At 45.5% G+C, this 26709-nt stretch carries 26 protein-coding genes; 21 read left to right on the top strand and 5 right to left on the bottom strand.

From position 1 onward, the window contains the following. Positions 1-113 precede the first annotated feature (113 nt). Positions 114-1442 carry a hemolysin family protein gene (locus tag C558_RS0114865; RefSeq protein WP_018757079.1) on the top strand — a complete coding sequence of 443 codons (1329 nt, stop codon included), beginning with the start codon at positions 114-116 and terminating at the stop codon, positions 1440-1442. A gap of 83 nt (positions 1443-1525) precedes the next feature. Here the strand turns inward: C558_RS0114865 and C558_RS0114870 are convergent, their stop codons facing one another. Further along, complete coding sequence (locus C558_RS0114870; protein ID WP_018757080.1) at positions 1526-2434, bottom strand: ROK family protein; 909 nt, start codon at positions 2432-2434, stop codon at positions 1526-1528. Between the two features lie 193 nt (positions 2435-2627). Continuing rightward, positions 2628-3065 (bottom strand): ROK family protein, encoded by a 438-nt coding sequence (locus C558_RS0114875; protein WP_018757081.1) that lies wholly within the window; start codon positions 3063-3065, stop codon positions 2628-2630. 202 nt (positions 3066-3267) lie between these two features. On the opposite strand from C558_RS0114875, the gene crcB (C558_RS0114880) reads away from it, so the two are divergent. Together crcB (C558_RS0114880) and crcB (C558_RS0114885) are read left to right on the top strand one after the other, a co-directional pair. Beyond that, positions 3268-3654 (top strand): fluoride efflux transporter CrcB, encoded by a 387-nt coding sequence (gene crcB / locus C558_RS0114880; protein WP_018757082.1) that lies wholly within the window; start codon positions 3268-3270, stop codon positions 3652-3654. A 22-nt stretch (positions 3655-3676) separates the two neighbouring features. Beyond that, entirely contained in the window at positions 3677-4039 is a 363-nt protein-coding gene (gene crcB / locus C558_RS0114885) for a fluoride efflux transporter CrcB (protein WP_018757083.1), read from the top strand. Positions 4040-4054: 15 nt separating this feature from the next. Here the strand turns inward: crcB (C558_RS0114885) and C558_RS0114890 are convergent, their stop codons facing one another. Both C558_RS0114890 and C558_RS0114895 read right to left on the bottom strand, forming a co-directional pair. Further along, positions 4055-5269 carry an MFS transporter gene (locus C558_RS0114890; RefSeq protein ID WP_156826123.1) on the bottom strand — a complete coding sequence of 405 codons (1215 nt, stop codon included), beginning with the start codon at positions 5267-5269 and terminating at the stop codon, positions 4055-4057. Positions 5270-5476: 207 nt separating this feature from the next. Next, complete coding sequence (locus tag C558_RS0114895; RefSeq protein ID WP_018757085.1) at positions 5477-6340, bottom strand: ABC transporter ATP-binding protein; 864 nt, start codon at positions 6338-6340, stop codon at positions 5477-5479. 285 nt (positions 6341-6625) lie between these two features. Here C558_RS0114895 and C558_RS0114900 point away from each other — a divergent pair, with 285 nt between their 5' ends. From C558_RS0114900 to C558_RS0114945, 10 genes are all read left to right on the top strand, one after another. Further along, a complete protein-coding gene (locus C558_RS0114900) occupies positions 6626-7282 on the top strand; it encodes a response regulator transcription factor (protein ID WP_018757086.1) in 657 nt (218 codons plus the stop codon). 3 nt (positions 7283-7285) lie between these two features. Beyond that, entirely contained in the window at positions 7286-8731 is a 1446-nt protein-coding gene (locus C558_RS0114905; protein WP_018757087.1) for a sensor histidine kinase, read from the top strand. Then, complete coding sequence (locus C558_RS0114910) at positions 8724-9491, top strand: hypothetical protein (protein WP_018757088.1); 768 nt, start codon at positions 8724-8726, stop codon at positions 9489-9491. The genes C558_RS0114905 and C558_RS0114910 overlap by 8 nt, the downstream gene beginning before the upstream one ends. 173 nt (positions 9492-9664) lie before the next feature. Next, positions 9665-11056 carry an ABC transporter substrate-binding protein gene (locus C558_RS0114915; RefSeq protein ID WP_018757089.1) on the top strand — a complete coding sequence of 464 codons (1392 nt, stop codon included), beginning with the start codon at positions 9665-9667 and terminating at the stop codon, positions 11054-11056. A gap of 31 nt (positions 11057-11087) precedes the next feature. Beyond that, complete coding sequence (locus C558_RS0114920; RefSeq protein ID WP_026263935.1) at positions 11088-11933, top strand: polysaccharide deacetylase family protein; 846 nt, start codon at positions 11088-11090, stop codon at positions 11931-11933. A 365-nt stretch (positions 11934-12298) separates the two neighbouring features. Then, a complete protein-coding gene (locus tag C558_RS0114925; RefSeq protein WP_245583806.1) occupies positions 12299-12973 on the top strand; it encodes an N-acetylmuramoyl-L-alanine amidase family protein in 675 nt (224 codons plus the stop codon). Between the two features lie 21 nt (positions 12974-12994). Beyond that, the gene (locus C558_RS0114930) at positions 12995-14392 is read left to right on the top strand and encodes an ABC transporter substrate-binding protein (RefSeq protein WP_018757092.1); all 1398 of its coding nucleotides are present in this window, start codon (positions 12995-12997) and stop codon (positions 14390-14392) included. Positions 14393-14574: 182 nt separating this feature from the next. Further along, the gene (locus C558_RS0114935; protein WP_018757093.1) at positions 14575-15468 is read left to right on the top strand and encodes a carbohydrate ABC transporter permease; all 894 of its coding nucleotides are present in this window, start codon (positions 14575-14577) and stop codon (positions 15466-15468) included. Between the two features lie 74 nt (positions 15469-15542). Next, positions 15543-16358, top strand: coding sequence for a carbohydrate ABC transporter permease (locus C558_RS0114940; RefSeq protein ID WP_245583807.1), 816 nt, complete (start codon positions 15543-15545; stop codon positions 16356-16358). A gap of 12 nt (positions 16359-16370) precedes the next feature. Next, complete coding sequence (locus C558_RS0114945) at positions 16371-17519, top strand: efflux RND transporter periplasmic adaptor subunit (RefSeq protein WP_018757095.1); 1149 nt, start codon at positions 16371-16373, stop codon at positions 17517-17519. Positions 17520-17585: 66 nt separating this feature from the next. Here C558_RS0114945 and mnmA read toward each other — a convergent pair whose 3' ends face one another. After that, positions 17586-18716, bottom strand: a complete 1131-nt coding sequence (gene mnmA / locus C558_RS0114950) for a tRNA 2-thiouridine(34) synthase MnmA (RefSeq protein WP_018757096.1) — start codon at positions 18714-18716, stop codon at positions 17586-17588. Positions 18717-18949: 233 nt separating this feature from the next. Here mnmA and cymR point away from each other — a divergent pair, with 233 nt between their 5' ends. The 8 genes from cymR (at position 18950) to C558_RS0114990 (ending at position 26697) form a co-directional block, all read left to right on the top strand. Further along, positions 18950-19369, top strand: a complete 420-nt coding sequence (gene cymR, locus C558_RS0114955; protein ID WP_018757097.1) for a cysteine metabolism transcriptional regulator CymR — start codon at positions 18950-18952, stop codon at positions 19367-19369. Between the two features lie 59 nt (positions 19370-19428). Next, complete coding sequence (locus C558_RS0114960) at positions 19429-20586, top strand: cysteine desulfurase family protein (RefSeq protein ID WP_018757098.1); 1158 nt, start codon at positions 19429-19431, stop codon at positions 20584-20586. Positions 20587-20713: 127 nt separating this feature from the next. After that, the gene (locus C558_RS0114965; RefSeq protein ID WP_018757099.1) at positions 20714-21238 is read left to right on the top strand and encodes a PRC-barrel domain-containing protein; all 525 of its coding nucleotides are present in this window, start codon (positions 20714-20716) and stop codon (positions 21236-21238) included. 12 nt (positions 21239-21250) lie between these two features. Beyond that, positions 21251-21460: a hypothetical protein gene (locus C558_RS0114970; protein ID WP_018757100.1), complete on the top strand. Its 210-nt coding sequence runs from the start codon at positions 21251-21253 to the stop codon at positions 21458-21460. A 169-nt stretch (positions 21461-21629) separates the two neighbouring features. Then, positions 21630-22697 (top strand): AI-2E family transporter, encoded by a 1068-nt coding sequence (locus C558_RS0114975; protein WP_018757101.1) that lies wholly within the window; start codon positions 21630-21632, stop codon positions 22695-22697. A gap of 460 nt (positions 22698-23157) precedes the next feature. Then, the gene (locus C558_RS33805) at positions 23158-23301 is read left to right on the top strand and encodes a hypothetical protein (protein ID WP_156826124.1); all 144 of its coding nucleotides are present in this window, start codon (positions 23158-23160) and stop codon (positions 23299-23301) included. A 378-nt stretch (positions 23302-23679) separates the two neighbouring features. After that, the gene (gene alaS, locus C558_RS0114985; RefSeq protein ID WP_018757103.1) at positions 23680-26307 is read left to right on the top strand and encodes an alanine--tRNA ligase; all 2628 of its coding nucleotides are present in this window, start codon (positions 23680-23682) and stop codon (positions 26305-26307) included. Between the two features lie 129 nt (positions 26308-26436). Continuing rightward, entirely contained in the window at positions 26437-26697 is a 261-nt protein-coding gene (locus C558_RS0114990; RefSeq protein ID WP_018757104.1) for an IreB family regulatory phosphoprotein, read from the top strand. The last annotated feature ends 12 nt before the right edge of the window (positions 26698-26709 follow it).

The following is a 26709-nucleotide window of genomic DNA, read 5'->3' on the forward strand; positions in this document are numbered from 1 at the left end:
CCTACTCATCGGTATAATATAATATTAATATAAGATTTTCATATCTGAAGGAGGTGTACCTATTCGCCTTTAGCGCTTGTGATTTAAGTTTCGCAAAGGAGAATAGGGAATGAATGGATGACCCTTTACCGAGTTTGTTGAATTTATTTTTTGTGTTCGTGCTCGTATTTCTGAATGGTTTCTTCGTCGCAGCGGAGTTCGCGATGGTGAAAGTACGGGGGAGTAGAATTGATACCCTTGTGCAAGAAGGCAGTAAGAATGCGAAGTTCGCACAGAGCATCGTCAATAACTTGGATGCCTATTTATCGGCTTGTCAGTTGGGAATTACACTCGCATCACTAGGACTAGGTTGGCTGGGAGAGCCAGCAATCGCACAACTGCTCAAACCTGTGTTTGAAGCGTTAGGTTTCAATGATGTACTTATTCATACGGTTTCTATTATTATTGCGTTTCTATTGATTACGATTCTACACATTGTGCTAGGTGAGCTTGCGCCGAAGACGATGGCGATTCGAAAGTCGGAAAATGTGACGCTATGGACTGCGCCGTTTCTCATGTTCTTCCACAAGATCATGTATCCGTTCATTTGGGTGCTTAACGGACTTGCGAACAGTTTACTTCGGTTGTTCGGCATTGCACCAGCATCTGAACATGATTCTGCGCATACGGAAGAAGAAATTCGTATTTTGATGAAAGAAAGTAACCGGAGTGGTCTGATCGATAACACAGAGATGACCTTAGTAGATAATATATTTGAATTCGCGGAGACGACAGCCCGTGAGATCATGATTCCACGGACAGAGATGATCTGTCTATACACGCATTTGTCGCATGATGAGAACAGAGCGATTGCGCTCGAAGAAATGCGTACACGATATCCGGTCTGTGAGCAAGATAAAGACCATATTATTGGATTTATTCATATTAAAGATTTGCTTAAATCCGAAGAGCTAAATGATTCACGTTCGATAATTCGTTCGATTACATCCGTTCCTGAGTCGATGCAGATCAGTGCATTACTCAAATTAATGCAGAAGAATAAGACGCAAATTGCGATCTTGATCGATGAATATGGTGGTACCTCGGGTCTTGTAACCTTAGAAGATATCATGGAAGAAATCGTCGGCGAGATTCAAGATGAGTTCGATGAAGAGCGTCCTACGATTGAGAAGAAGGATGAGTTGACTTATTCATTGGATGGACTTCTGTTAATTGATGAAGTCAATGATAAGTTCGGGCTGGAGATTGAGACGGTCGACTATGACACCATTGGTGGCTGGTTGTATGCCCAAATCGAGATTCCTCCGAAGAAGGGCTTATCCATTACGTATGAAGATTACGATTTCATTGTTGAAGAGACAGATAACTTACGAGTATCTCGGATTACGCTCCGTAAGGTCGTACGAGAGAGATCAGAGGAAGATGCTTTAGAAGCAGTGTAATCGAGATAAATAATAAAAAAGGAGCCAATCTGCGATGTGCGGATGGGCTCCTTTTTTCATTCGTTTATAAATTCTCAGGGTAACTATTCACTATAACCTTGGATAAGTGCAGATATTCCTGCAAAAGTACTGTGCGAGCTATTCATAACGGTATGGAATTCAGGTGCGCGATCTTGCATGGCTTGTCTCGTATAAGGCAAGAAGAGATCGGACGCCTTGGCAATCTGTCCGCCAATGATGACCAGTTTAGGCCCGAATTCGTCCATGAATGGCAGTAGGACCTGACCGAACATCTCGCCGAATTTCCTGAATACGGCAATCGCTTGTTCATCGTGCTGATCCCGTGCTGCATCTGCGATATCTTTGACGTCAAGGCTTGCAGGAAGTCCTAATTCAGCAGCAATGCGTAATACCCCGCGTTTGGATATATAATCGTCGATCATGCTATTCCGGAAGGGACGAGCGTAAATTTCTTTATTTTTCAGTGCGATGCCTTGGTCAATAAATGCGGAACCGGTTCCTGTACCAATCGTAATACAGATGGCTCGATCGGCTTTATTGGCAGGTCCAATGAACAACTGACCAACACCAAATAGACGTGCGTCGTTATCAAATATGATTCGATAATTCGGGATCATCTGGCTGCGTAATGCTTGATCAGCATCGATGCGTTCACGCATAGCATCCAGGATGCTCACGCCATACAGGGCGTCGAACTTCTGTAGACCTTGAATTAAGCTAATACCTCGTTCATAGTCACAAGGGCCGGGATAAGCATATCCTACACCAGCAAAAGTCTGGTTTGGATCGCTAATTTTAGCCGCTTGTTTGCGAATAAGCTGATAGAAATGGTCGAGCATGAATTCTTTGCTTTGATCTGAGTGTGCGGGATACGTTTCTACAGTAGATTCAATGACTTCGCCTTGGGCCGTCGTGACAGCTGCTTTGATCGCAGTACCACCGACATCGAATACGATTGTGAAGGGATTCATAGGTTACACATCCTTGTTAAGTCTTCGTTGTAACGTTCGGGAAGCGCGCTCCCCTGTATCATGATACTAAAGATTTCGGGCAAAAACCACTCATAACAGCGAAATATCGTTCGCTGATATAGAAGCGCCCATGGCTGCGAGAGGCAACCATGGGCGTAATTTATGTTTTGGGTTCTAGTTCTAATTGTATCTGTTATCCACCGACGTGCATAAGCTCACGAGGCTGTAGACTTGCCCAAGTTGTGTCTTGATCGAAGAAAATACGATAATCTGCTGCCACACGTGGCAATAGGCGCGTATCTGCAACGATGCGATCTCTCATCGCGTCGATGATGCTAACACCGTAGAGCGATTCGAATTTCTTCTGCTCCCGTATGTAGCTAATTCCTCTGTCAAGATCACAGGGTCCTGGAAATACATATCCGATTCCTGCAATGAGATCGGACCCAGAAATTGTTGCAGCTTGCTTCTTAATCAGTTCATAGAGATAATCCAAGAGAAAATGTCTGCTTTGGTTCGAATACGCCGGATATACTCTGGCGGTCTTCTCTAATACTTTCCCCGACTCTGAGACGATAGCGCTTCTAATCTCTGTTCCACCGACATCAAATACGATGGTATATCGGTTCATTGTGAAACCTCCTCATGAAAGCTGCAATGATGATTGCGCATACAGTTACGATACCATGATCACCGGCCAAATGGTATTTCTCTTACGCTGGATTTATGAATTTTCTGTTAACACTTATAACACTTGAGGGCGGATTGTTGTTTTTATGGAAAGGTGTGGTTAAATAGCAATATATCGTTTTTTGAAATAGGTGATGGGACAAATGATTTATAAAATTTTGGCAGTAGGAGCCGGTGGGTTTGTGGGCGCTGTGCTTCGATATGGGTTAAGTGAATGGATTCCTGCAGTGGATGGCTTCCCTTGGGGAATTCTCATCATTAACTGGAGCGGATGTCTTTTCCTCGGATGGCTTCTAACGGCAGCAGGGAAGTCGCTGAAGATCTCACCGACATGGACTCTTGCACTTGGCACAGGGTTTACAGGTGCATTTACCACATTCTCGACGTTTGCTGTTGAGACTTTCCGATTGATGGATCAGGGACATTGGCTCATGGCCATGCTATATATCTTGAGTAGCGTGTTCGGTGGATTATTGCTGGCTTACATCGGGGTTAGATTAGCTGCTGTGCAGAGTGCAAAGTGCGAGTGAAGCGGGAAGGAGGGATTAGTAGATGTTATGGATCATTGGCACGGGTGGTATCCTCGGGAGCTTAAGTCGGTTCTTCCTAGGAACTTGGGTCACCTCACGGGCATCATCCTCTTATCCAAAGGGGACTTTAGTGATCAATATAAGCGGCTCGATCATTCTCGGCTGCCTCGCAGCACTTTACGGGCAGCACGAGATATCGGAGACGCTGTATTCTTTTCTCGGGATAGGCTTCTGCGGCGCTTACACAACCTTCTCGACATTTGGTGTTGAAACAATACGATTGCTGGAACGTAAATTAAGAACACAAGCTGTTATCTATGTGACGACTTCTGTCATTCTTAGCCTCGTAGGTGCAGGTGCCGGGTTCCTTATCTTTAACAGCTAAGGCTGTACATCCATGCTACATGTTCGCATGCAGGTTCACTTCCTCTTCGCGATGGAAGGATGCATGGATGATACAGCAGATCACGGCAAGGACGCCGCCTGCTACAGCGACCCAGGCTGCATAATGAATGCCGCCTGTATCGAACATAACGCCAATGGCATATGGGCCGAATAACCGGCCTAAGCTGCTAATGGCTCCTTCAACGCCGAGATAGAAGGGGGCGTTAGAGCCAGTCCGCTCACTGATGAAAGCAGGGACGGTTGGAGAAATCAGCATTTCCCCAATCGTAATCGTGATCATAGCGAGGATGATCATAGGATAGCTGTGATTCAAGAGAATCATGATGAATCCAGCCATATAGAAAATTGCGCTTCCGGTAAGTTGCGACGTGAGTTGTCTCATAAATCGATCATTGAGCCAGCGGACGAACGGCTGACCGACAAAGATCAGAACACCATTCAGTGTCCATAGAATACTAAATGCAATAGGCTTCATGCCGATACTGTTAAGTAAGGTCGACACACCCGTCCCCCAGATCGAATTACCAAACATAATGAATAAGGCTCCAAGTGCCATGAAGAGATAAATTTGATATGCCGAGAGCAATTGCCAAGTCTGCTGGAACGAAGATTTCGTTTTCTTCTGATGTTTGGAGCGATCAGGTGAAGAGAGATTTAAGTCCAACTTGCTCATGAACACCCAGAAGAACGTAGCAAATAAGAGGGATGTTACACCATTCAATACGAACGTGAGCTGGTAGGAGAAACTTGCAATAATGCCGCTGCATGCGGTACCAATCGCAACACCTAGATTATTACCCACGTAAGCAATATTGTACATCTCTCGTCGACGATCCGCCCAGCGGAAGCCGATAAATGCCGCAATGGCTGGCATGCTGATGGCATTGAAGAAGCCTACACACGCCATGAGCAGAGAGTAGATATGGAAATTGCTTGTGAACATTAACGAGAATTGGAACAATGACGTCATGAATAATGCACTGACGACTAAGGCACGCATACCGACGCGATGAAATAGAGTGCCGCCGACAAGTTGCCCAGCAATACTGGCGAGTGCTTGTCCGAGAAGTACAAGGCCTGCATCAGCAGCTGATCGATGGAAGAAGGAATAGATGTAGAGCGATGTTAAAGGCCACATAAATGCACTGCCTAAGGAATTGACAAAGCTAGCCGTAACAAAAATCCAAACCTCGCGGGGCAATTCTGACATTTTATTGAAGTGAAGTGGAAGCTTCATGATGATCACCTGTCTCTTAAGTCAATCTAGAAATATATAACAACATATCATAGAGCACAGACAAGAAAAAGCCCTAGAGAGAAAATCATACAAAATGGCGAAGAACATTGTATGATTTTACCCTATAGGGCTTTTTCAGGTGAGGGTTGATCAGATTTAAACCGTGGTTAATTCTGTATGTTATTGAGCAGCAGCCATTGACTGGAGCGAAGCTTCCTTCGCGCCGGCCGATGAACGGCTGGAGGAACTACTGTATGGTGTGCCTGCTAATTCGTAAGGCAGACAGAGTGGCAGGCCCGTTCTTGGATCAGGCACGATATCGGCTTCGATGCCGAACACATCTCGCATCACTTCTGGTGTGATGACTTCGGTTGGTGAGCCGGAGCTTACAACTTTTCCGCTCTTAATGGCTACCATATGCTGCGCAAACCTGGAAGCATGATTCAAATCATGGACGACCATCACGATGGTGCGTTTCTGATCTTGATTGAGCTGCTCGAGCAGCTTCAAGACTTCCAATTGGTGAGCCATATCGAGGAACGTTGTCGGTTCATCCAAGAACAACAAATCTGTGCCTTGAGCGAGTGCCATCGCGATCCATGCACGTTGTCGTTGACCACCAGATAGCTGATCAACAGGATGCATGCTGAATGCGCTCATACCAGTCACTTGTAACGCCCATTGAATCATTTCTTGATCTTCTTTATTCAGGTTGCCGAATCCCTTCTGATGCGGGAAGCGACCGTAGGAGACGAGTTCGCTGACGGTAAGACCATCTGGCGCCGTTGGATTTTGAGGTAGAATCGCCAGCTGCTTCGCAACCTCGCGTGTCGATTGACGATGCAAGGAACGTCCATCCAGGATGACCGTGCCTTTCTGTGGCTTCATAATACGTGCCATCGTCTTCAGAATCGTCGATTTACCGGACCCGTTCGCGCCGACAAGTGCAGTAATTTTTCCTTCAGGAATGACAAGATTTAAATCCTCAACGATGAGGCGATTATCATACGCAATATGAAGCTTCTCCGTAAATAAACGATTCATATAGTCTACCCCTTCTTATAAGCAGCTAAGGTCAGAAGTGATCTGTCTGTTAGCCCGTTATGTCCAATTGAAATCCATGATATGTTAAATGAGCAAAGTTCCGTTATGTTTATTTAAATGATAATGATTCTCATAATCATTGTCAATAGTTTTTGCGAAATTGAAATTTGGACAATTTTTGACCCCGCGTTTGAGGGAGTCAGATATTGCTCTTTAGAAATGCTCTGCAATCCGATAGAATCATATGAGATAGATACATCAGGATATGTAAGGAGATAGATTAGCATGCCCCAAAAGATATTGATCGTAGAAGATGATATCCATATTTCCAGAATCATTAAAATGAATCTCAACTTAGTAAATTACGAGACCGTCGAGGTATACGATGGATTAGCGGCGCTTGCAGCGGTGAGGCAAGAAAAGTTCGACCTCATTCTGCTGGATGTCATGATTCCCAAGTTGGATGGGTTCGAATTAATGGAACAAATAAAACCTTATGGCACTCCGGTTATTTTCCTGACAGCTAAAAATTCGGTCTATGACAAGGTGAATGGACTTAAGCTTGGGGCCGATGATTACATGGTCAAGCCCTTCGAAGCGATTGAGCTGTTGGCCCGCATTGAGACGGTGCTGCGCAGATACGGCAAAGAAGAACAGGTGATGATGATACAGCATGTCCGAGTCGATCTGGACAAACGGGAAGTAACGCTGCATGGGGAGACCGTTGAGCTAACGCCGAAGGAATATGAATTACTTGTGGTGTTGTTGAAGAATAAGAATATTGCCCTCTCTAGAGAGCAGTTCCTCGATAAAGTATGGGGCAGCGATTATTACGGCGAGACCCGAACGGTGGACATGCATATCAAGTCGGTGCGTAAGAAGCTTCAGCTGCAGGATCATATTAAGACCATTTACAAAATCGGCTATCGGCTGGAGGATTGAGCCATGAAATTTTGGCATAAGATCTCATTGTTTTCTTTTCTAGTCTTCGTCGTCATCTTTAATGCAGCTTCGATCCTGGTGATCGAACGAAGCCATAACAAGATCCTGTCGCAGGAAATCAACAGCGCCTTAAGCCAGAATATGAGCATTCATTCAAGCATCGACGCGATTGTTCCGATTCTTCGGATCTATGATTCGCTAGATTATGAGAAGACGGTATTAACCAATGTCGCCAAGGAATTCGTAGAGAAGAATCGCGATCAACAGATTTATATGGATATTACGAATGATAAGAATCAGTCGATCTACAGTAATGTTGATTTTAAGATGCCGATCCATCGTGTGGAACTCAGCAATCTAGCTGCGGATGAGATACATTATATTCTTCGAGATATTGATCAGCGTACGATCCTGTTCACCTCGAATATTACGGATATTCATCATAAAAGCTATGTCTTCACTTACATGAAAGACGTAACTTCCTTGTACGTGGATCGCTTGGAGCAGTATCGCTTCTTCGCCAAAGTGGATATTGCGGCCTGTTTCCTCTATATGCTGATTATGCTCTTCGTTAGCAGGGGGCTGACTAAGCCGATTGATCGGTTGAATCGGACGGCTCAAAGGATTGCACAAGGAGGATTTTCCGAACGGGTCCCATTGAAATCGAAGGATGAGATTGGTATTCTGGCTCGTAGTTTTAATGAAATGGCTGCGGTTGTGGAGGATAAGATTCAAGACTTGGAGAGGCATAATCAAGAGAAGCAGCGATTCATCGATAATTTTACCCATGAATTAAAGACGCCTTTGACATCGATTATCGGTTATGCCAATTTCTTGCGAACGACGAAATATAACGAGGAACGGTTCCTCGATGGTCTGGATGTTATTTATACCGAAGGGAAGCGATTAGAGTCGCTGTCGCATAAGCTGATGGACTTGATTTCGTTGCAAGAGGGCCGCGGTCAGATGGAGGAACAAGACCTGGGATCAATCATCGCCGAAATGAAACCGGCACTGGAGATGATGGCGAAGGAGAAGCAGATTGCTATCGTCCTCGATTGTGATGAAGGCGGCAGGCTACTGCTGGACAAGGATTTGATTAAAGTGTTGATCTTCAATCTCGTAGATAATGCGTTGAAGGCTTCAGCCTTCCAGCAGAGCATTACGATCCGGCTGTTCAGCCAGAATGATCGATACGTGCTGGAAGTGATGGATCAAGGGATGGGTATCTCTGAAGCGCATCGTGACAAAATATTCGAGCCGTTCTATATGGCAGATAAAGCAAGAACGCGTGACAATCAGGGAGCGGGACTCGGACTCTCGATTTGTCAGAGTGTCGCAAGGATGCATGGTGCCGTCATCGAAGTCGCGAGTGAAGAAAATAAGGGCACAACGATTCGCGTTATTTTCGAATCGAATGATCCGAAAGGCGGGGGAGCTCATGAATAAGCTCATTCGAATGGTCATCGGTGCAGCATTCGTGATGGTGTCGCTGACGGGTTGCGAAGGCCTATTCAACGGCATTGCCAAAGATAAGGTGATGGTGAAGAAAATAACGAAAGAGCCGAATACGAATGAAGTACAATACGAAGGCGTGCTGTCGCAGGATGCGGTGAAGACCGTCAGTCTGAATGCGGTTAATAAATACTACGATAAGAAATTAACGATCGATGAAGTCCAATTTAACGAGTTGCTTGCGGTTGACCAAGCGAAGCTTAGAGACCTGCTGGATCGAGTGGAAAAGAAATATAAGAGTTACCCACGCGTGCGGGAGATGTTCACATTTAAGATGGACACTGAGGCAGAACTGGATAAAATTCCGAGCGGTTTATTCTATGTTACCTTGATTCATGATGCGAACCCTAAGGAAGTTTTTGATATCGTTGTTAATGCGAGAGATGGCGAGGTGCTGCGAATCAATATTGTCGACCAATCCCCTGTTGTGTACAATGATGTTATTTCAGATCCGCTCATGGATGAATTCATTGGGGTGGCGAACCGTTTCATACAGGAAAAGACGAATGAATCATTGTCTCAGTTGACCTTTGATAAGAAACAGATTCGATGGGGTATTAGACCGGAATTATATTACTTGGACAGGACAAATCAGGAGTTGAAATATAGTGTTCAATTCCAAATGGCTACGAAGCAAGTGGTGGGATTTAGTAAGGACGTGATGGCGCTCCTCCAATATTATTCAGAGTCGTAAATCTACAGATTTATTTTTGGCCAGCTGCACCTGCAGTTGGTCTTTTTTTGTGATTTGATGGCTTCGAATCTAATTTTTACAACTTCAATACAAGTCCATCTTACTTACCATATATTCGCCTACTACACTAGGGTTCATGGCATAGTCAGTTCATAAGGGAAAGGAAGAATGAAATGAAAAAAACGATATTGATGATGTTAACGATCTTACTAATTATTTCGGTCTCGGCATGCAGCACCCCTGTGAGTATGGGTGAGTCACAAAGCGAAAATAAGAAAACAGAAACGCTAAAAGAGAAGAATACGCCGGATTTGACATTGGACGGGGAGAAAAAAACGATCGTATTCTCCACCTATTTTCCAGATGAGTTTTTTAAGCAGGCAAAGAAGAAATATGAGGCCAAACATCCGAATATTACGATTGATCTCAGATATGTCGAGAGTGATGACGCCCATGGCGAAGCGGATAGCGAAAAGTATATTAAGACGACGAATACGGCCATGTTATCTGGCGCAGGACCGGATCTCATTGCAATGGACTTGTTGCCGATGGGAAGTTATGTGAACAAACAATTGTTGGTCAATATGAGTGAGATGATGGATCACGATCCGTCTTTTCAGAGAGACCAATATTTCACAAACATCCTGGACGCTGTCAAATTGAACGGCGGGATCTATGGCATGCCGCTGAACTTTATCCTGTACGGCCTTATAGGCAATGAAACGGTGATCGATAAAAGCGGTGTGAAGATCGATGATAAGAACTGGAACTGGAGTCAATTCGTTGACACGGCCAAGGAATTAAAGAAAGCGGATCCTACCAAGAACCAATCGGCCTTATTAAGCGAACCTCATTTTTTGTTAAATCAAATGGTTAAAGATCAATATGCGACCTATGTGGATCAGGCTAAGGGGGAAGCCAAATTCGATTCAGAAGCATTCAGCTCCCTGCTGCAACAAGTTAAATCGTTATTCGATGAACAGGTGGCTTCGGAGACCGCCTCACGATCGATATTCTGGAACACGTCGATTGTTTCCCCTGCGGACTACATTCGAATGATGAAGCAGAGTGAATATTATGGGAAGGGATATGAATTTAAGTCTAAGCTGTACGCCAAACCTCATGCAGACGGGAAGGAAGCGGGAGGATATTTCATATCCTACAAAACAATCGGGATGAATGCCAAATCGAAGGTTAAAGCGGAAGCGTGGGATTTCATCAAATTTATGTTGTCGGATGAAGTACAAGCCAAGGCAGGCAGCGCAGGTTTCCCATTAAATAAGAATGTCTATCAGAAGCAAGTGCAGCAATTGCTGCAAGAAGGCAAGGTCATATCGGATCAAGAAACGGGGCTTCTGAAGGGGAAGGTATTCGACGTGACAGCACAGGATCTTCAAGGATTGGAGCATTTCCTGGCTGAAGCGATCTATCCGGTGGAGTTCAGACTTTCTAAGATCGACGGGATCATTACGAATGAATCGAAGGCCTTCTTCAGCGGACAGAAGTCAGCCGAAGACGTGGCCAAGTTAATTCAAAATCGGGTGACGACTTTCTTGAATGAGTAACCAGCAATTCAGAGAAAGGCTTAGATAAATAATGAAAACATCACGACATAACAAAACAATAAGGAAGAAAAGGGCAAGAAGAATAGGGCTTATGTTAGCAACTGTGTCTCTAATGATCTTTTTCATAGGGAAATTGACTTCTGATCCTGACGAAAGAGTAGCTGAAGAAAGTATCCATCCAGTTGTAGCAAAGGTAGCAGAACAAAGTATCATACATGATACTGTACAACCAGAAAAACAAAAAAGACCGGATGGAAAGCCAATGGGAAAAGTTGTTTACCTAACATTTGACGATGGCCCTAGTATACTAACGAATCAATTCTTAGATGTATTAAAGGAGCAAGATATAAAAGCAACATTTTTTATGCAGGGAAGTAATCTACTAAAAACCAATTTACAAGAGAGAGTAAAGCGGGCAACAAAAGAAGGCCATTATGTTGGTGCACATAGTATGACACATATTTTCGAAAAGCTATATGATCAGGGGCAGTTTGTACCAGAGATGAACGAAACATTAGCTCTTATTCAGGAAATTACAGGTACGAGTCCTAAGTTGGTTCGTCCACCCTATGGTTCAGCACCAGGATTGGAGAGTGAACAGATTCGTCATCAAATTGTAGAGGCTGGCATTAAAATATGGGATTGGACCATTGATTCTAACGACTGGGGATTACAAGACAATCCAAGTCAAATTGTAGAGAATGTTAAAAAGGGAACAAAACATGACGTAGAAGTCGTTCTCATGCATGAAAAATCACAAACATTAAAAGTGCTTCCAGAAATAATTTCATTCTATAGGGAGAAAGGATATGCGTTTGGTGTGTATAATGACGCTGACCATTTCAATCTTAATTTTTATCAAGATAAACATCTGTAATCATCGAATTAGATACATCGAAATCCGACTACCTAGGGTCGACGTAACCAAAGCCAGCTGCAACCGCAGCTGGCATTTTTGCGCTGTGCTCCCAGGTGAATTCAGCTTTTTACAACTTCAATACAAGTCCATCTCACTTATCATATATTCGCGTACTACACTGGTAATACCAACGCAGACAGAGAAGGTGGAGGGCCGATGGGTTAGCGAAAATCTTATCTATACAGCGATATAAGTACAAGACGTGGCGGTCTACTATGTTCCAATCTGGGTTCAGTGAGGCATAGACAGAGTGCGGCCATGAGTAAGGGGACAGCATGAAAAGGATAGGGAGAAAACAGCTTCAACGCCGCCAAGCGATATTTATGATAAGCATCGTTATTTTAATGGGAATGGTCTGGTCCATCTATGCGGCATCATCCTCGATTTCGGGGAATCGGATCACAACTTCGGCGGAGTCGACCGTTTCACTGAATAAGAATAAAGGAGTATCCAAGAGCTACAAAATTGTGATTGATGCGGGTCATGGAGGCAAAGATCCCGGTGCGGAAGGGGTAAGCGGGAACCGAGAGCGAGCTTACACCCTCGCGTTGTCTACGAAGGTATATTACTTGCTTCAGCAGGAGCCGATGTTCGAGGCGCACAGCACGCGTACGGATGACACCTTTGTCAGCCTGAAGGATCGTGCCCAGATCGCAAATGATCTTAATGCGGACGCATTTATTTCCATTCATGGGAACACATACGGTGATCCGGATGTATCTGGCACAGAATCGTATTATTATTCGGACGAAAGTCTACTGTTCGCAAGTAAGGTGCACGAACAACTGGCAGAGGCTACGGGGTTCAAGAACCGCGGCGTAAAAAAAGAAGGCTGGGAGGTACTAAAGCTCAGCAACAATCTCGCGATTTTACTGGAGATTGGCTTCCTCACGAACCCGAGTGATGAAACGAATATGCTCAGTGAAATGCATCAGAATCGAACCGCCCAAGCCATTGTAAGAGGAATTAAAAAGTATTTCCTCGATAGAGAAAGTTAGAAAAAGGAAGGAAGAATAAACATGAAAAAAATGTTGTCCATGTTGCTAACGATTCTACTCATCATCTCTGTCTCTGCTTGTAGTAGCTCTAGTCGTGCGGGTCATGAAATTGTGGCGCAAACACAAAACGAGGATAAGATAACAGAACAACCAAACGGGGAAAAGAATGAAGGAAAGAAACCCAGTAGTGGCAAAAAAACCATTGTGTTCTCTACTCTGTATCATTATGAATTGTTTGAAGAAGCTAAGAAAAAATATGAAGCGAAGCATCCTAATATCACGATTGAACTTAAATATACAAAGAGTGGTGATGGTGCAGAAGGAGCAGCGGCTCATGAGAAATTCGTCAAAACGACGAACACGGCCATGTTATCAGGGATAGGTCCTGATCTGATTGAGATGGATCAATTGCCAATCGAGAGCTATGTGAAAAAGAATTTGTTAGCTAATATGAGTGAAATCATAGAGAACGACCCAACCTTTAAGAAAGAGCAATATTTCAACAACATTTTGGACAATGTTAAGATTAACGGTGGAATTTATGGGATGCCCTTGGCATTCATTATGTATGGTCTGATCGGGAACGAAACATTGATCGAGAAAAGCGGGGTGAAGTTTGACGACAAGACTTGGAATTGGAGTCAATATACCGATGTCATCAGACAAGTCATGAAATATGGAGAGAAGAGCAAATTTGGAGGATTGTTTGGTTCACCAGATGCTGTATTAAATGAAATGGTCAAAGAGCAGTATCCCACGTTTGTAGATGAGGTGAAGGGAAAGGTGAATTTCGATTCGGAACCCTTCACTAAATTACTCAAGCAAGTAAAGTCCTTGTCCGACGAACACATTCTCACGGAAGAATTTCTAGTCCCTCTATTCGACAATGTTTCTATTGTTTCACCCAGACATTATATTAATGACTTAAAACAGAGTGAATTTATTTCGAAGGAATATAGATTTAAATCCAAACTGTACACGAAACCTAAATCGAATGGTCAGCAAGCTGGGGATTATTTTAGACCTTACATAACCATCGGCATCAATGAGAAGTCTTCTGTCAAAGACGAAGCATGGAATTTCCTTAAATTTATGTTGTCTGAAGAGATACAACCAGGCGGTTTCTCATTAAATAAAACCTCATATGAGAAGCAAGTGCAGCAACTATTAAAAGAAGGGAAGGTGATGTCCGATCAACCCGTTGGAGCTATGAAAGGCAAGGTATTCGAGGTAACAGCCAAGGATATTCAAGAACTAGATCAATTTATTTCTGGCGCAATCCATCCCGTTGCATTCAAGCCTTCGAAAGTTGAAGAGATCATTTCAGAAGAATCTAAAGCTTATTTCAGTGGGCAGAAGTCAGCCGAAGACGTAGGGAAGTTAATTCAAAATCGAGTGACGACTTTTTTGAATGAGTAGTCCGTTTGTTGTGATGAACCTTGAACGACAGAACCAAGGCCAGCTGTAATAACAGTTGGCCTCTTTGCGCTGTGCGGCTTGGGAATTCAGCTTTTTACAACTTCATTACAAGTCCATCTCACTTATCATATATTCGCGTATTACACTAGTAGAATTCGAAGGGGATTTAGGAGATGTTAAACATGCTGGGAAAATATTATCGGGGCAAAATAGTTAAGCTTCTACGAAAAGATTGGGCGGTGGCTGTTCTTTTCTTGGCGCCGAGCATAATCGGCTTTGCTATTTTTTATCTTATTCCGTTTGTGATGGGTTTTTTCTATTCTTTTCAAGATAGCGCGGTGGATGGCTCTTTTGTCGGTTTTGATAATTATCATGAACTGTTGGCTAGCGGATCCTTCCGTAAAGCGGCATCCAACACATTCCTATTTACCGGTATAAGTGTGCCGCTCATCGTTGTTTTATCCTTATTATTTGCGATTTTGCTGAATCAAAAATTATTTATTCGGAATTGGCTGCAGACGGCTTTTGTATTGCCACTTGTGGTACCTGTCGCCTCGATCGTCATGATGTGGCAAATATTGTTCGACTGGAATGGTACCGTAAATGTATGGATGCAAAGCATGCATATCGAACGGATCGATTGGATGAAATCAGATTGGTCCATGGGCGTGTTGGTTGTCGTGTACATATGGAAAAATATCGGGTACAACATCATTTTATTCTTGGCCGGACTACAAAGTATACCTAAGGATTACTATGAAACGGCGGATATCGAAGGTGCCGGCAGATTTCACAAACTGATTCATATTACGCTGGTCTACTTGACTCCGACCATGTTCTTTGTCGTTCTGATGTCCATTATTAATTCCTTCAAGGTTTTCCGTGAAACGTATCTGATTGCAGGAGATTATCCACATGACCGTATTTATATCCTGCAGCATTATATGAACAACATGTTTCTATCACTCGATATTCAGAAACTAACGGCCGCTGCCACCTTGATGGTAGGCGTCATTCTAATCAGTGTGACGGTCATGCTCTCAATAGAACGTCGTTTTCGGCAGTTCATGGATTAAGTGTAAGGAAGGTGATATGGTTGGCTATATTTCGCAAGTTTGCGTTGACGTTGGTGATGGGAATAATCGCCGCGATGATGCTATTTCCTATTGTTGTTACATTCACCAACTCCTTGATGACGGAAGGTGAGATTGAGCATAACTATCATCTCATTGGCGAGATGATCAATACTTCAGCTGGAGAGAAAGATGGATTTGTTAACTTGAAGATATTTCCCGATTGGCTGTCATTTCATCAATATGCGGAGGTGTTGGTTCATAAACCGATGTTCCTTCAGATGTTTTGGAATTCCGTAGGGTTGGTCACGCCTATCATCGCAGGGCAAGTGCTAGTCGCATCTCTGGCGGCCTACGCTTTTGCCAAGCTCCGATTTTGGGGGCGGGAGAAGTTGTTTGTCATTTATTTAATGACCATGATTATGCCGTTTCAAGTCACATTGGTTCCCAACTACATTATTGTGGAGAAACTTGGTCTAATGAACACAACATCCGCGATTATTTTACCGGGAATTTTCAGTGCTTTCGGTGTATTTATGCTAAGACAGTTCATGATGCATATTCCGAATTCGTATATCGAAGCGGCCAAAATGGACGGAGCTGGACAATTGAGGATTTTTTATAAGATTATCGTTCCTCTCATTCAGCCTGGCATCGCAGCACTGATCGTATTGCTGTTCGTCGATAATTGGAATATGGTCGAGCAACCGCTTATTTTTCTGGAGGATGCATTCAAGCAGCCGTTATCGCTATATTTGTCGCGAATTAATGAAGGGGCCCGGGGTGTTGCGTTTGCTGCATCGGTTCTGTTTATGGCACCCATGGTGTTGTTGTATCTCTATGCAGAGTCTTATTTTGTCGAAGGCATTCAGCTATCGGGGATTAAAGGATAAGGGGGGATTACCATGCAGTTACAATCTGCCGAACAAGCGGTCATGGGACGCAAACGAACGATTCGAATCGTTGCAATATTGTTCATTTTCGTACTGATTGCCTTTACGCTGCTTGGCAATACGATCATGGCGCTGACATTGCCTAAAGTCGCGATCATCGAGCCGAAGCCTGGACAACTCACTCACACATTTAAGGGTAGTGGAATATTGAAGTGGCGTACGGAAATGGAATTGGTGAATCCAACAAGCAGTATCGTGAAGAAGATAAAAGTCAAGAAAGGGGATGTGGTAAAGAAGGGACAGCAACTCGTGATCTATGATCGCACCGATGCGGAACAACAGATCTTAGACGAGCAAGCGAGTCTTCATAAGCTTCGGATTGCCATAGAGGAGCAGCAGAGCAGTTATATTATGGCCGTCCAGAATGGGGATGAGCTGCTAATAAAAGGCGCGAAACGCCAAATCGATACCAACAAAATTGATCTGGATGTGCAGCAACGTAAAATCCAAAAAATGCAGGAGGATTTAACGAAAAGTCGAACATTGGTCGCTCCGTTTGACGGCATGATCACGGAAGTGGGCGCGATAGAAGGTCTATCTTCCACCAGTAAGGGACCTGATGTGCGAATCTCGAATGGGAGTCTTGGATTTGATGCGGAAGTATGGGTTCCAGCGAAAATGGCATCCTTCTTGAAGATAGGCGATAGGCTTGATGTCCAGGTGATAGGAAGCCAAGAAGAGCAAGTCGAAGGCATGCTGGCCGATATTCAAGATGGGAACGGTACAGAGCTGAGCAGTGGCGATGCAGGCGGGGGTACGCCTCCGAACGCGCTTATGAAGCGTCTGCGCATCACGATCCAAGGCGAAGGCTGGAAAGGCGGCGAGAATGTTCAAGTGGAGTTGGTGAGACAGACAGCCGCGGAAGCGCTGCTGATCTCAAATCAAGCGATACATGAAGATTCAAGCGGGAAGTACGTCTATCGGGTAGAAGAGCGGAACGGTCCGCTTGGCAATGCGTTCTATGTCCAGAGAGCATCGATTACTGTCGTGGATGCGAATGATCATGAATCTGCCATAACCGGAGGACTATTCGAACAGGATCAAGTGATACTAGAAAGCAGCGAGCCGCTGCAGGAGGGAAATAAGGTTCGAATGCAGTAGAAATGTAGAAGACGTGAAATAACCGCCCAGACGCGAAGGTCTGGGCGGTTATTCGTCTATGGTAGTTTATTTATTTGTTGGCTCCGGCTGCAATTTATGCACCTGATCGATCGTTCCGCCTCCAAGACATACATCGCCATCGAAGAAGACGACGGCTTGTCCAGGTGTAACGGCCTTTTGCGGTTGATCGAATTTCACTTCAGCCGTGTCTGCCGTTAACCAAGTAATCGTGACGCCTTGATCGGGTTGGCGATAACGGAATTTTGCTGTGCAGCGCATGGATTCCCCAGGCACCACCTCATCGTTGCCGCGAATCCAGTTCACGCCGGTTGCCGTGAGGCCGTGCGAATACAGACTGATGTGCTGATCACCTTGGACGACATAGAGAATGTTCTGCTCCAGATCCTTATCCGCAACGAACCAAGGTTCACCCGAACCGGAACCGCCAATGCCTAAGCCTTGACGTTGACCAAGCGTGTAGTACATTAAGCCGTCGTGCTGTCCTTTGACTTCGCCGGTGCGAATATCGACCATTTTGCCGGATTTGGCAGGCAGATAATTGCTGAGGAACTCTTTGAAGTTCCGTTCACCGATGAAGCAGACGCCTGTGCTGTCTTTCTTCTTCGCTGTAGCAAGTCCAGCCTCTTCTGCGATCCGACGGACTTCCTTCTTCGGCAGATGGCCGATCGGGAACATGGCTTTGGATAGCTGCTGCTGGTTCAACGCATTTAGGAAATAGGTCTGATCCTTGTTGCTGTCCACCCCGCGCAACAGTTTGAATTCTCCGTCTTCCTCAACGACGCGCGCATAGTGGCCTGTCGCAAGATAGTCCGCGCCAAGGTCCATGGCCTTCTGCAGGAATTCACCGAACTTGATCTCGCGGTTACACATGACATCTGGATTTGGTGTCCGTCCGCGTTTGTACTCGTCTAAGAAATAAGAGAATACTTTATCGAAATATTGCTTCTCAAAATTGACTGTATAATAAGGTATGCCGATTTGTTCACAGACACGACGGACATCTTCTGCATCATCTTCTGCCGTGCAGTGTCCGAACTCATCTGTATCATCCCAGTTCTTCATGAATATTCCAATGACATCGTAGCCTTGTTCTTTGAGTAACAGAGCGGTAACCGAAGAATCGACGCCGCCTGACATGCCGACGATGACACGGATGTTCTGATTTGAATTAGACATCGTTATCACCATTTCTCTTCTATATTTCAAAAGTCTACCTTGTATTGTAACATAACATTTGATTTTCATCGAATATTGAACTAGCACCTGAGCTGTCACAACATTTTCGTGAATAGGTTGATGTTTTTTTGACCATAACGATGATAAATATGTTAGGATAAACAAAGGTGTGTCATTGGATTTATCGGAATACAATGCTTTAAATTATTGAAGTGATGAGAGAGGTGCTCTTTTTGAAAATATCCACAAAAGGCCGTTACGGTTTAACGATCATGATGGAGCTCGCAGCCAAGTTCGGTGACGGGCCTATTTCTTTGAAAAGTATTGCAGAGAAGAATCAATTGTCGGAGCATTACTTGGAGCAATTGGTTGCTCCGCTTCGCAATGCGGGCCTTGTGAAAAGTGTTCGCGGCGCATACGGCGGTTACATCCTTTCGAAGGAAGCTGAACAGATTACGGCAGGCGATGTCATTCGTGTGCTGGAAGGACCGATCTCGCCGGTTGATTTTACGGAAGAAGACGATCCTGCCAAGCGTGATTTGTGGCTTCGAATTCGGGACAGTATTGCCCTTGTGCTCGATTCCACGACGCTCGCTGACCTGATCAATTTCAAAGATGAAGGCGCGCTGGATAATTACATGTTCTATATCTAAGCTGCAGCCGTGGTAACCATCGAATTGTGAGTAAGTTAATAGACAGCAGGTGAATGAAAATGTCATATATTTATCTAGATCATGCTGCAACGACGCCGATGCATCCAGCGGTTGTGGAGGAGATGACGCGATATATGCAGGGGCATTTCGGTAATGCCTCTAGCGTCCATCGGATCGGTCGTGAAACGAAGCAGTATCTGAATCAAGCGCGAGATCGTATTGCGGCAAGACTTCGTTGCCACCCGAATGAACTGGTATTTACAGCGGGTGGAACAGAGAGTGACAACATGGCGCTCTTCGGCGCAGTATCGTACGAGAGAGATCGTACGGGCAAGAAGCATATCATCACATCGCAGATTGAACATCATGCTGTGCTGCATGCCTGTGAGCAATTGGAACGCATGGGGGTGGAGGTTACCTACGTACCTGTCGATACTTCTGGACGCGTACGACTGGAAGATATCGAAGCTGCCATTCGCCCGGATACGGTGCTCATTAGCATCATGTACGGGAACAATGAAGTGGGAACACTGCAGCCGATTCGTGAGATTGGCGAGCTGGCCAGATCGAAAGGTATTCGATTTCATGTGGATGCCGTACAGGCATTAGGTGCTTGCCCACTCGATTTGTCGGAATTACCCGTGGACCTCATGAGTTTATCCTCGCACAAAATTAATGGACCCCAAGGTGTTGGCGCGCTCTACATTTCACGCCGCACAACCATTGATCCTCTCCTGTTCGGAGGTTCCCAGGAGCGCAAACGGAGATCGGGCACGGAGAATATCGCCGGAATCCTTGGATTTGCCAAAGCTGTGGAGCTTGCGACAGATGTACTCGATGATAAGATTCAATTTGCCTCCCATTTACGAAATACGATGTTTGATCAGCTTCAAGCACAACTTGGTGCTCAGCATGTTGTCCTAAATGGCCATGTTAGCGAGCATTTGCCGCATATTCTGAATATCAGCTTGATCGGCGTGTCGACTGAGACGATGCTGATGAATTTAGATATGGAAGGGATAGCAGCAGCTAGCGGATCTGCTTGTACTTCAGGTTCGCTCGAATTATCGCATGTTCTGCAAGCGATGCATCTACCTGAGGAAGTTCTCCGCAGCGCGGTTCGTTTTAGTTTCGGTTTGGGCAATACTATAGAAGATGTGGAAGAAACCATAGCGAAAATTGCAACCATTTACACACGGCTGCGTAATAGAGATTAGGGGTTTCTATGTGGGCAAGGAGGGATAACCATCCACATCATTCGGAGGACCGTCGGACATGCTGTTGTATCGTGCATTCGAGGTTCAGACCGCTATACCGAAATGAGGAGGACCTTGATAACGCATCATGAAGCTGCTAGAAATGATCGGATTACCCATCTATGAAGTTGAGACCGGCAGACGGGTCGGTAAAATACAGGATTTCTACCTGACGCCAGATTGGCAGATGGAGGGAATTGAACTGGAAGGAAAGAAGTGGTTCGCTACTTCACCCATTCGGATGGTGCCGTGGCAAGAGATAACGGCTTGCGGCGAAGATGCCGTGATGATTGCGAATAAACAGGCGATTCAGAAGCGAAGCGCCGTCGATATACAATATACACTCCTGTGCGGGGATCGCAGAATACGCGATCTCCCACTGTTAACACCTGATGGAAATCAACTCGGCCGTGTTGTCGATGTTTACGTTGACCAGAAATTGGGTAATACAATAATAGGTTTAGAAATTACGGATGGTTTTATTTCAGATCTCATCGAAGGCCGCAAGTGGCTACGGGTGTCCGACGTGCTGCAGATTGGTCAAGATGCCATCATGGTTCCTGTAGACATTGAGCAACGTCTGGAGAAAATCATTACTTCTGTTAATGGATAGGTGAATGTTATGATGAGATGCCCAAATTGCAACTCCAAGGATATCGGCAAGATTGGTTCTCACCAGTTCTATTGCTGGGGATGCTTTATTGAGCTTACCGTGAACGGAGAGAAAATGTCTGTCTTCCAAGTGGAAGAGGATGGGACACTCAGCTCATTGGATGATTTGTTTTTTGGCGAGGAAGTGCCGCAGGATTTCCCTTCGGTTCAGGTTTCTCCATAATTTCATACACAATGTGTAATCATGATACCCTTGTTTCGGTATGGAAAGCCTGCCTTTATCCATGTCATCCGGAACAGGGGTTTTTGGTCTTTGCTGCTTGGCTTATAAATTCCCTACTAGGTACATATACTGATCTATATGCTAGTCCGAACGGTGGGGATGTACGAAAATGGAGCGATTTACGAAAAGTCGATTTTTTATATATGGTGTGTTTACGCTTCTGGGCTTGCTGATTTTGTACATGCTGCTGCAGATTAAGCCCATTATTGTCGGAATCTATGATTTCGTGAAGGCGGTTCTTGCCCCATTCTTGGTCGCTATGATTATTGCTTATGTGCTGAATCCGATTGTGAACCTGCTCAAGGAACGGAAAGTACCGCGAACGATGGCGGTTTTACTTATTTATGCGGTATTCCTCACTTCGCTTACCGTTATTCTCATGAATGTGATTCCGATGTTCATGAAGCAGTTGCAAGAGTTAAGCGAGCATATGCCGGAGTTGAATATGAAGGCACAGAGCTTGGTGCAGGATCTGAATCATTCTTTGCTGCCCCCGAGCATCCGTTCTGGCATCTTCCATTGGATCGGGCAGTTGGAGACGAAGCTTGCGCACACGATCTCGAGTCTGATGAACAATATTGGCGAGACGATTAATTTACTGATGGTTGCATTTATCGTGCCGTTTCTTATTTTCTATATCCTCAAGGATTTCGAAGTATTCGAGCGGGCGGTGATTCTGTATGTGCCTCGCAGTCATCGGAAGCAGATCGTCAAGTTAATGAAAGATATAGACTCGGCGCTAGGGAACTATATTCGAGGTCAATTCCTGGTCTGCCTAATTATTGGCGTATTCGCTTATATCGGCTACTGGTTGATTGGGATGCCATATCCGTTATTGCTCGCCAGCGTCGTCGCGATCTTCAATATTATTCCGTATCTCGGTCCGTTTTTCGGTGCTGCTCCTGCGATTCTCATGGCGTTCATGGTCTCTTGGAAAATGGTCCTGTTCGTCGTGATCATCAATACGATCTGCCAGATCCTTGAGGGGAATGTGATCTCACCCCAGGTCGTTGGCCGCACATTACATATGCATCCGTTATTAATCATTTTCGCATTGCTTGTTGGCGGCGAAATCGCGGGTGTGCTTGGATTGATTTTGGCCGTGCCATTCTTCGCCGTCATGAAGGTCATTCTTCAACATTTCTTTGCTTATTATGTGAGGCGAAAGACAATCTGAGGGGCTATTTGACAGGAATCAGCTTCGCCGATATACTTTTAATATTATTGTGAAAAAATGGTCTATACCCATCAATACGTGGATGAAATCAAGTAAGCCGCACCTATGCTCAGAGAGCAGATTCCTTCCCAGCCATATGGTTCTAACGATATGCTGCTGTGATGGCTGTAAGAGTCTGCAATGAAGGACGGTTGAACGCTAATTTCGGAGTGCGAATGAACTTCGCCGGTCGGCCCCGTTAACGGCTCTACGAGGCGATCCAGCTGCTGCTAGCAGATGGATAACCAGGGTGGTACCGCGATTTTTCGTCCCTGAATTTATTTGGGGACGTTTATTTGTGTTTGCCGTGGGCCATCCCCCTAAGTCCCCCTTTGAAAGGGGGATTCCAGAGGGTACCCCTCTGGACACCCAAAGTTTGTCGAGATGCGGGAGAGAGGCGCTTTTTCCTGCTACTGTGGCGGTGAGAGCGCTACTGTCCTTCGGACCCGCTTGGACGTTGGTGCAGATCTTTGCAGGTGAAGCTTCGAAGCAGAGAAGTACATTTAACCTGCACGGTGTGGCGTTCAATGAGGCGCATGCAGCGCTTCGGAGCAGAGACTTGTAAGCAGCTCAGCGAGGGCGGACGGGCGCAGCGTCCGCCGAACCCGGAGGCCCAAGCGCCTCCGAGGAGCGAATTCTTTTTTATCCCACGGTGAGGCGTGCGACGTGGAGGGCTTGGAATAGCGAGAAGATGGGTGAATATCAGCGGAGTGGCTGAAATCGTACTGGAGAAGCGATAGCGTTCGCATTTGTCCACGGATTTCTACCTCATCGTGTTCTCGTTCAATCAGAGAAATCTGGGGACAAGAGCGATCGGAAGAACGATTCAGTCGCGGAGCGGCCGGGTTCACCCATTTCTTCGAGCGGACATTCCAACTTGCCCGTAGCACAGCTCGCCCCCTCACCTTAATAAAAACAAATTTTAACTTGGAGGTATCCCCCAATGAAAGCCAGTGAAATTCGCTCAAAATGGTTAGAGTTTTTCGCCAGCAAAGGCCACACAATTGAACCAAGTGCGTCGCTTGTACCGCATAATGATCCATCCTTGCTATGGATTAATGCGGGGATGGCACCGCTAAAGCCATATTTTGACGGACGCGTGAAACCTGCGAATCCACGGATCGCGAACTCACAGAAATGTATCCGTACGAACGACATCGAGAATGTAGGTAAGACACGCCGTCACCATACGTTCTTCGAGATGCTCGGGAACTTCTCAATCGGCGACTATTTCAAAGAAGAAGTTATCACTTGGGCATGGGAGTTCTTAACGGACAAGAAATGGATCGGCTTCGACCCAGAGCGCCTTTCCGTGACGGTCTATCCGGAAGATGAGGAAGCCTTTAAGTTCTGGAATGAGAAGATCGGCATCCCAGCTGAGCGCATTTACAAAACAGAAGATAACTTCTGGGATATCGGCGAAGGCCCATGCGGACCTTGTACGGAAATTTTCTATGATCGTGGCGAGAAGTACGGAGATCTATCGGATCCAGAATGTACGCCAGTGGGTGAGAATGAACGTTTCCTAGAAGTGTGGAACTTGGTATTCTCGCAATTCAACCATAACAAAGACGGCAGCTTCACGCCGCTTCCGAATAAGAACATTGATACTGGCGCAGGACTTGAGCGTTTCGCTTCCATCTTGCAAGATGTGGATTCGAACTTCGATACGGACCTGTTCCAACCGATCATTCAAGCGACTTGCGAAATCGCAGGCGTGAAATATGGTGTGAACACCGAGCATGACGTTGCACTCAAAGTTATTGCAGACCATGTACGCACGGTTGCCTTCTCCGTAGGTGATGGTGTTCTTCCGTCGAACGAAGGTCGCGGATATGTCATCCGCCGCTTATTGCGCCGCGCCGTACGTTACGGCAAAATGCTCGGCACGGATCGTCCGTTCATGTACCAATTGACTGCAGTTGTAGGCGAGATTATGGGCGTCTACTATCCAGAAGTCGTTGAGAAGCGCGAGTTCATCGAGAAGGTGATTCGCACAGAGGAAGAGCGTTTCCATGAGACATTGTCCGATGGTTTAGAGATTCTCTCTCAGCTAAGCGATAAAGCGAAGCAAGAAGGCGTGACGGAGATCAGTGGTGCAGATGCGTTCAAGCTTTACGATACGTATGGCTTCCCATTCGACCTAACAGAAGACTATGCGGCTGAGCATGGATTGACTGTGGATCGCGCTGGTTTCGATGCTTCCATGCAAGAACAGCGGAATCGCGCACGCGCGGCTCGCCAAGAGACAGAGAGCATGAAGGTGCAAGGCGGCGTCCTGTCTGATTTTACGTCTAAAAGTGAGTTTGTTGGATATAATGAATTGGAGATTCAGGCGCAAATTATCGGTATGATTGTGGATGATGCGCTTGTTGATACCGTCGAAGAAGGTCATGTGTGTCAAATGATCTTAGACCGTACTCCGTTCTATGCAGAGAGCGGCGGTCAGATTAGCGACTTAGGAACGATCGCTAATGACAACGGTGTTGCACAAGTTGCGGGTGTGTTCAAAGCACCGCTTGGTCAACACGTGCAGCAGGTGACAGTACAATCGGGTACACTTCGTGTTGGAGATACCGTTCGAGCTTCCGTTGATAAGGCGGCTAGAGAAGATATTATTAAGAATCATACAGCAACGCATTTGCTTCATCGTGCATTGAAAGATGTGCTCGGCGAGCATGTTAACCAAGCAGGTTCTCTTGTAGAGACCGATCGTCTTCGTTTCGACTTCTCGCATTTCGGCAGCATAACAGCGGAAGAGTTGACTGATATCGAGCGCCGTGTCAATGAGCAGATCTGGAAAGGTACAGATGTTGTGATTGAGCAGAAAGCAATCGCAGACGCAAAAGCAATGGGTGCGATGGCGTTGTTCGGCGAGAAATACGGCGATGTCGTTCGTGTCGTGCAAGTCGGTACGTACAGTATCGAGCTTTGCGGTGGCTGTCATGTACGCAATACATCGCAAATCGGCTTATTCAAATTAGTGAGTGAGAGCGGTATTGGATCAGGTGTACGAAGAATTGAAGCCTTTACGGGTCGTCATGCGTATAAGTATATGGATGGGCAGATTGAACTGCTCAAGCAAAGCGCTTCTCTCTTAAAATCGAATATCAATGACGTGCCGAAGCGTCTTGACGCATTATTCGGACAGATCAAGGAATTGCAACGTGAGAATGAATCACTGCAAGCGAAGCTTGGCAGCATTGAAGCGGGTCAGCTTACAGATCAAGTGAAACAAGTTGGCGATGCACAGCTTCTTGCAGCGAAAGTAAATGCAAGCGGAATGGACGCGCTTCGCGGTGTAGCCGATGAGCTCAAAGTGAAATTGGAGTCGGCGATTCTCGTGCTTGGTGCGGTTGCAGAAGATAAAGTGAACATTGTCGTATCTGTCTCCCCTGATTTGGTCAAACGCGGATTCCATGCAGGCAAACTCATCAAGGAGATTGCGGCAATCTGCGGTGGCGGCGGCGGCGGACGTCCGGATATGGCACAAGCTGGCGGTAAAGATCCATCCAAATTGGACGAAGCACTGAAATTTGCTGAGGAACTTGTAGCGAAACAAACGGTGTAACGTGAGGAAAAAGGTTCAAAAAGTCGTCATGACTTTTTGAACCACCTAGAGAAGATGGAATTTTAATGTGGGCAATGATATGTTATGATAGAGAGAAAGCTTTGGAATTGAAGTGAGGTGGTGTTGGCGATGGAATCGATGGATTCAACCATGAAATTTAACGTCAAAGCAGAAGAAGAAGAGTTTACTTCTGAGGAAATTCTGCTAAAAGTGTATGATGCTTTGGTGGAGAAGGACTATAACCCCATTAATCAGGTTGTAGGCTACTTATTATCCGGGGATCCCGCTTATATTCCTCGTCATAACAATGCTCGAAGCTTGATACGTAAGAAGGAACGCGACGAACTCATTGAAGAATTGGTTCGTTCGTATCTCAAACTGCATCGATAACAGGAGTACCAG

It is taken from the genome of Paenibacillus terrigena DSM 21567 (assembly GCF_000374845.1).
Taxonomy (GTDB): Bacteria; Bacillota; Bacilli; order Paenibacillales; family Paenibacillaceae; genus Paenibacillus_K; species Paenibacillus_K terrigena.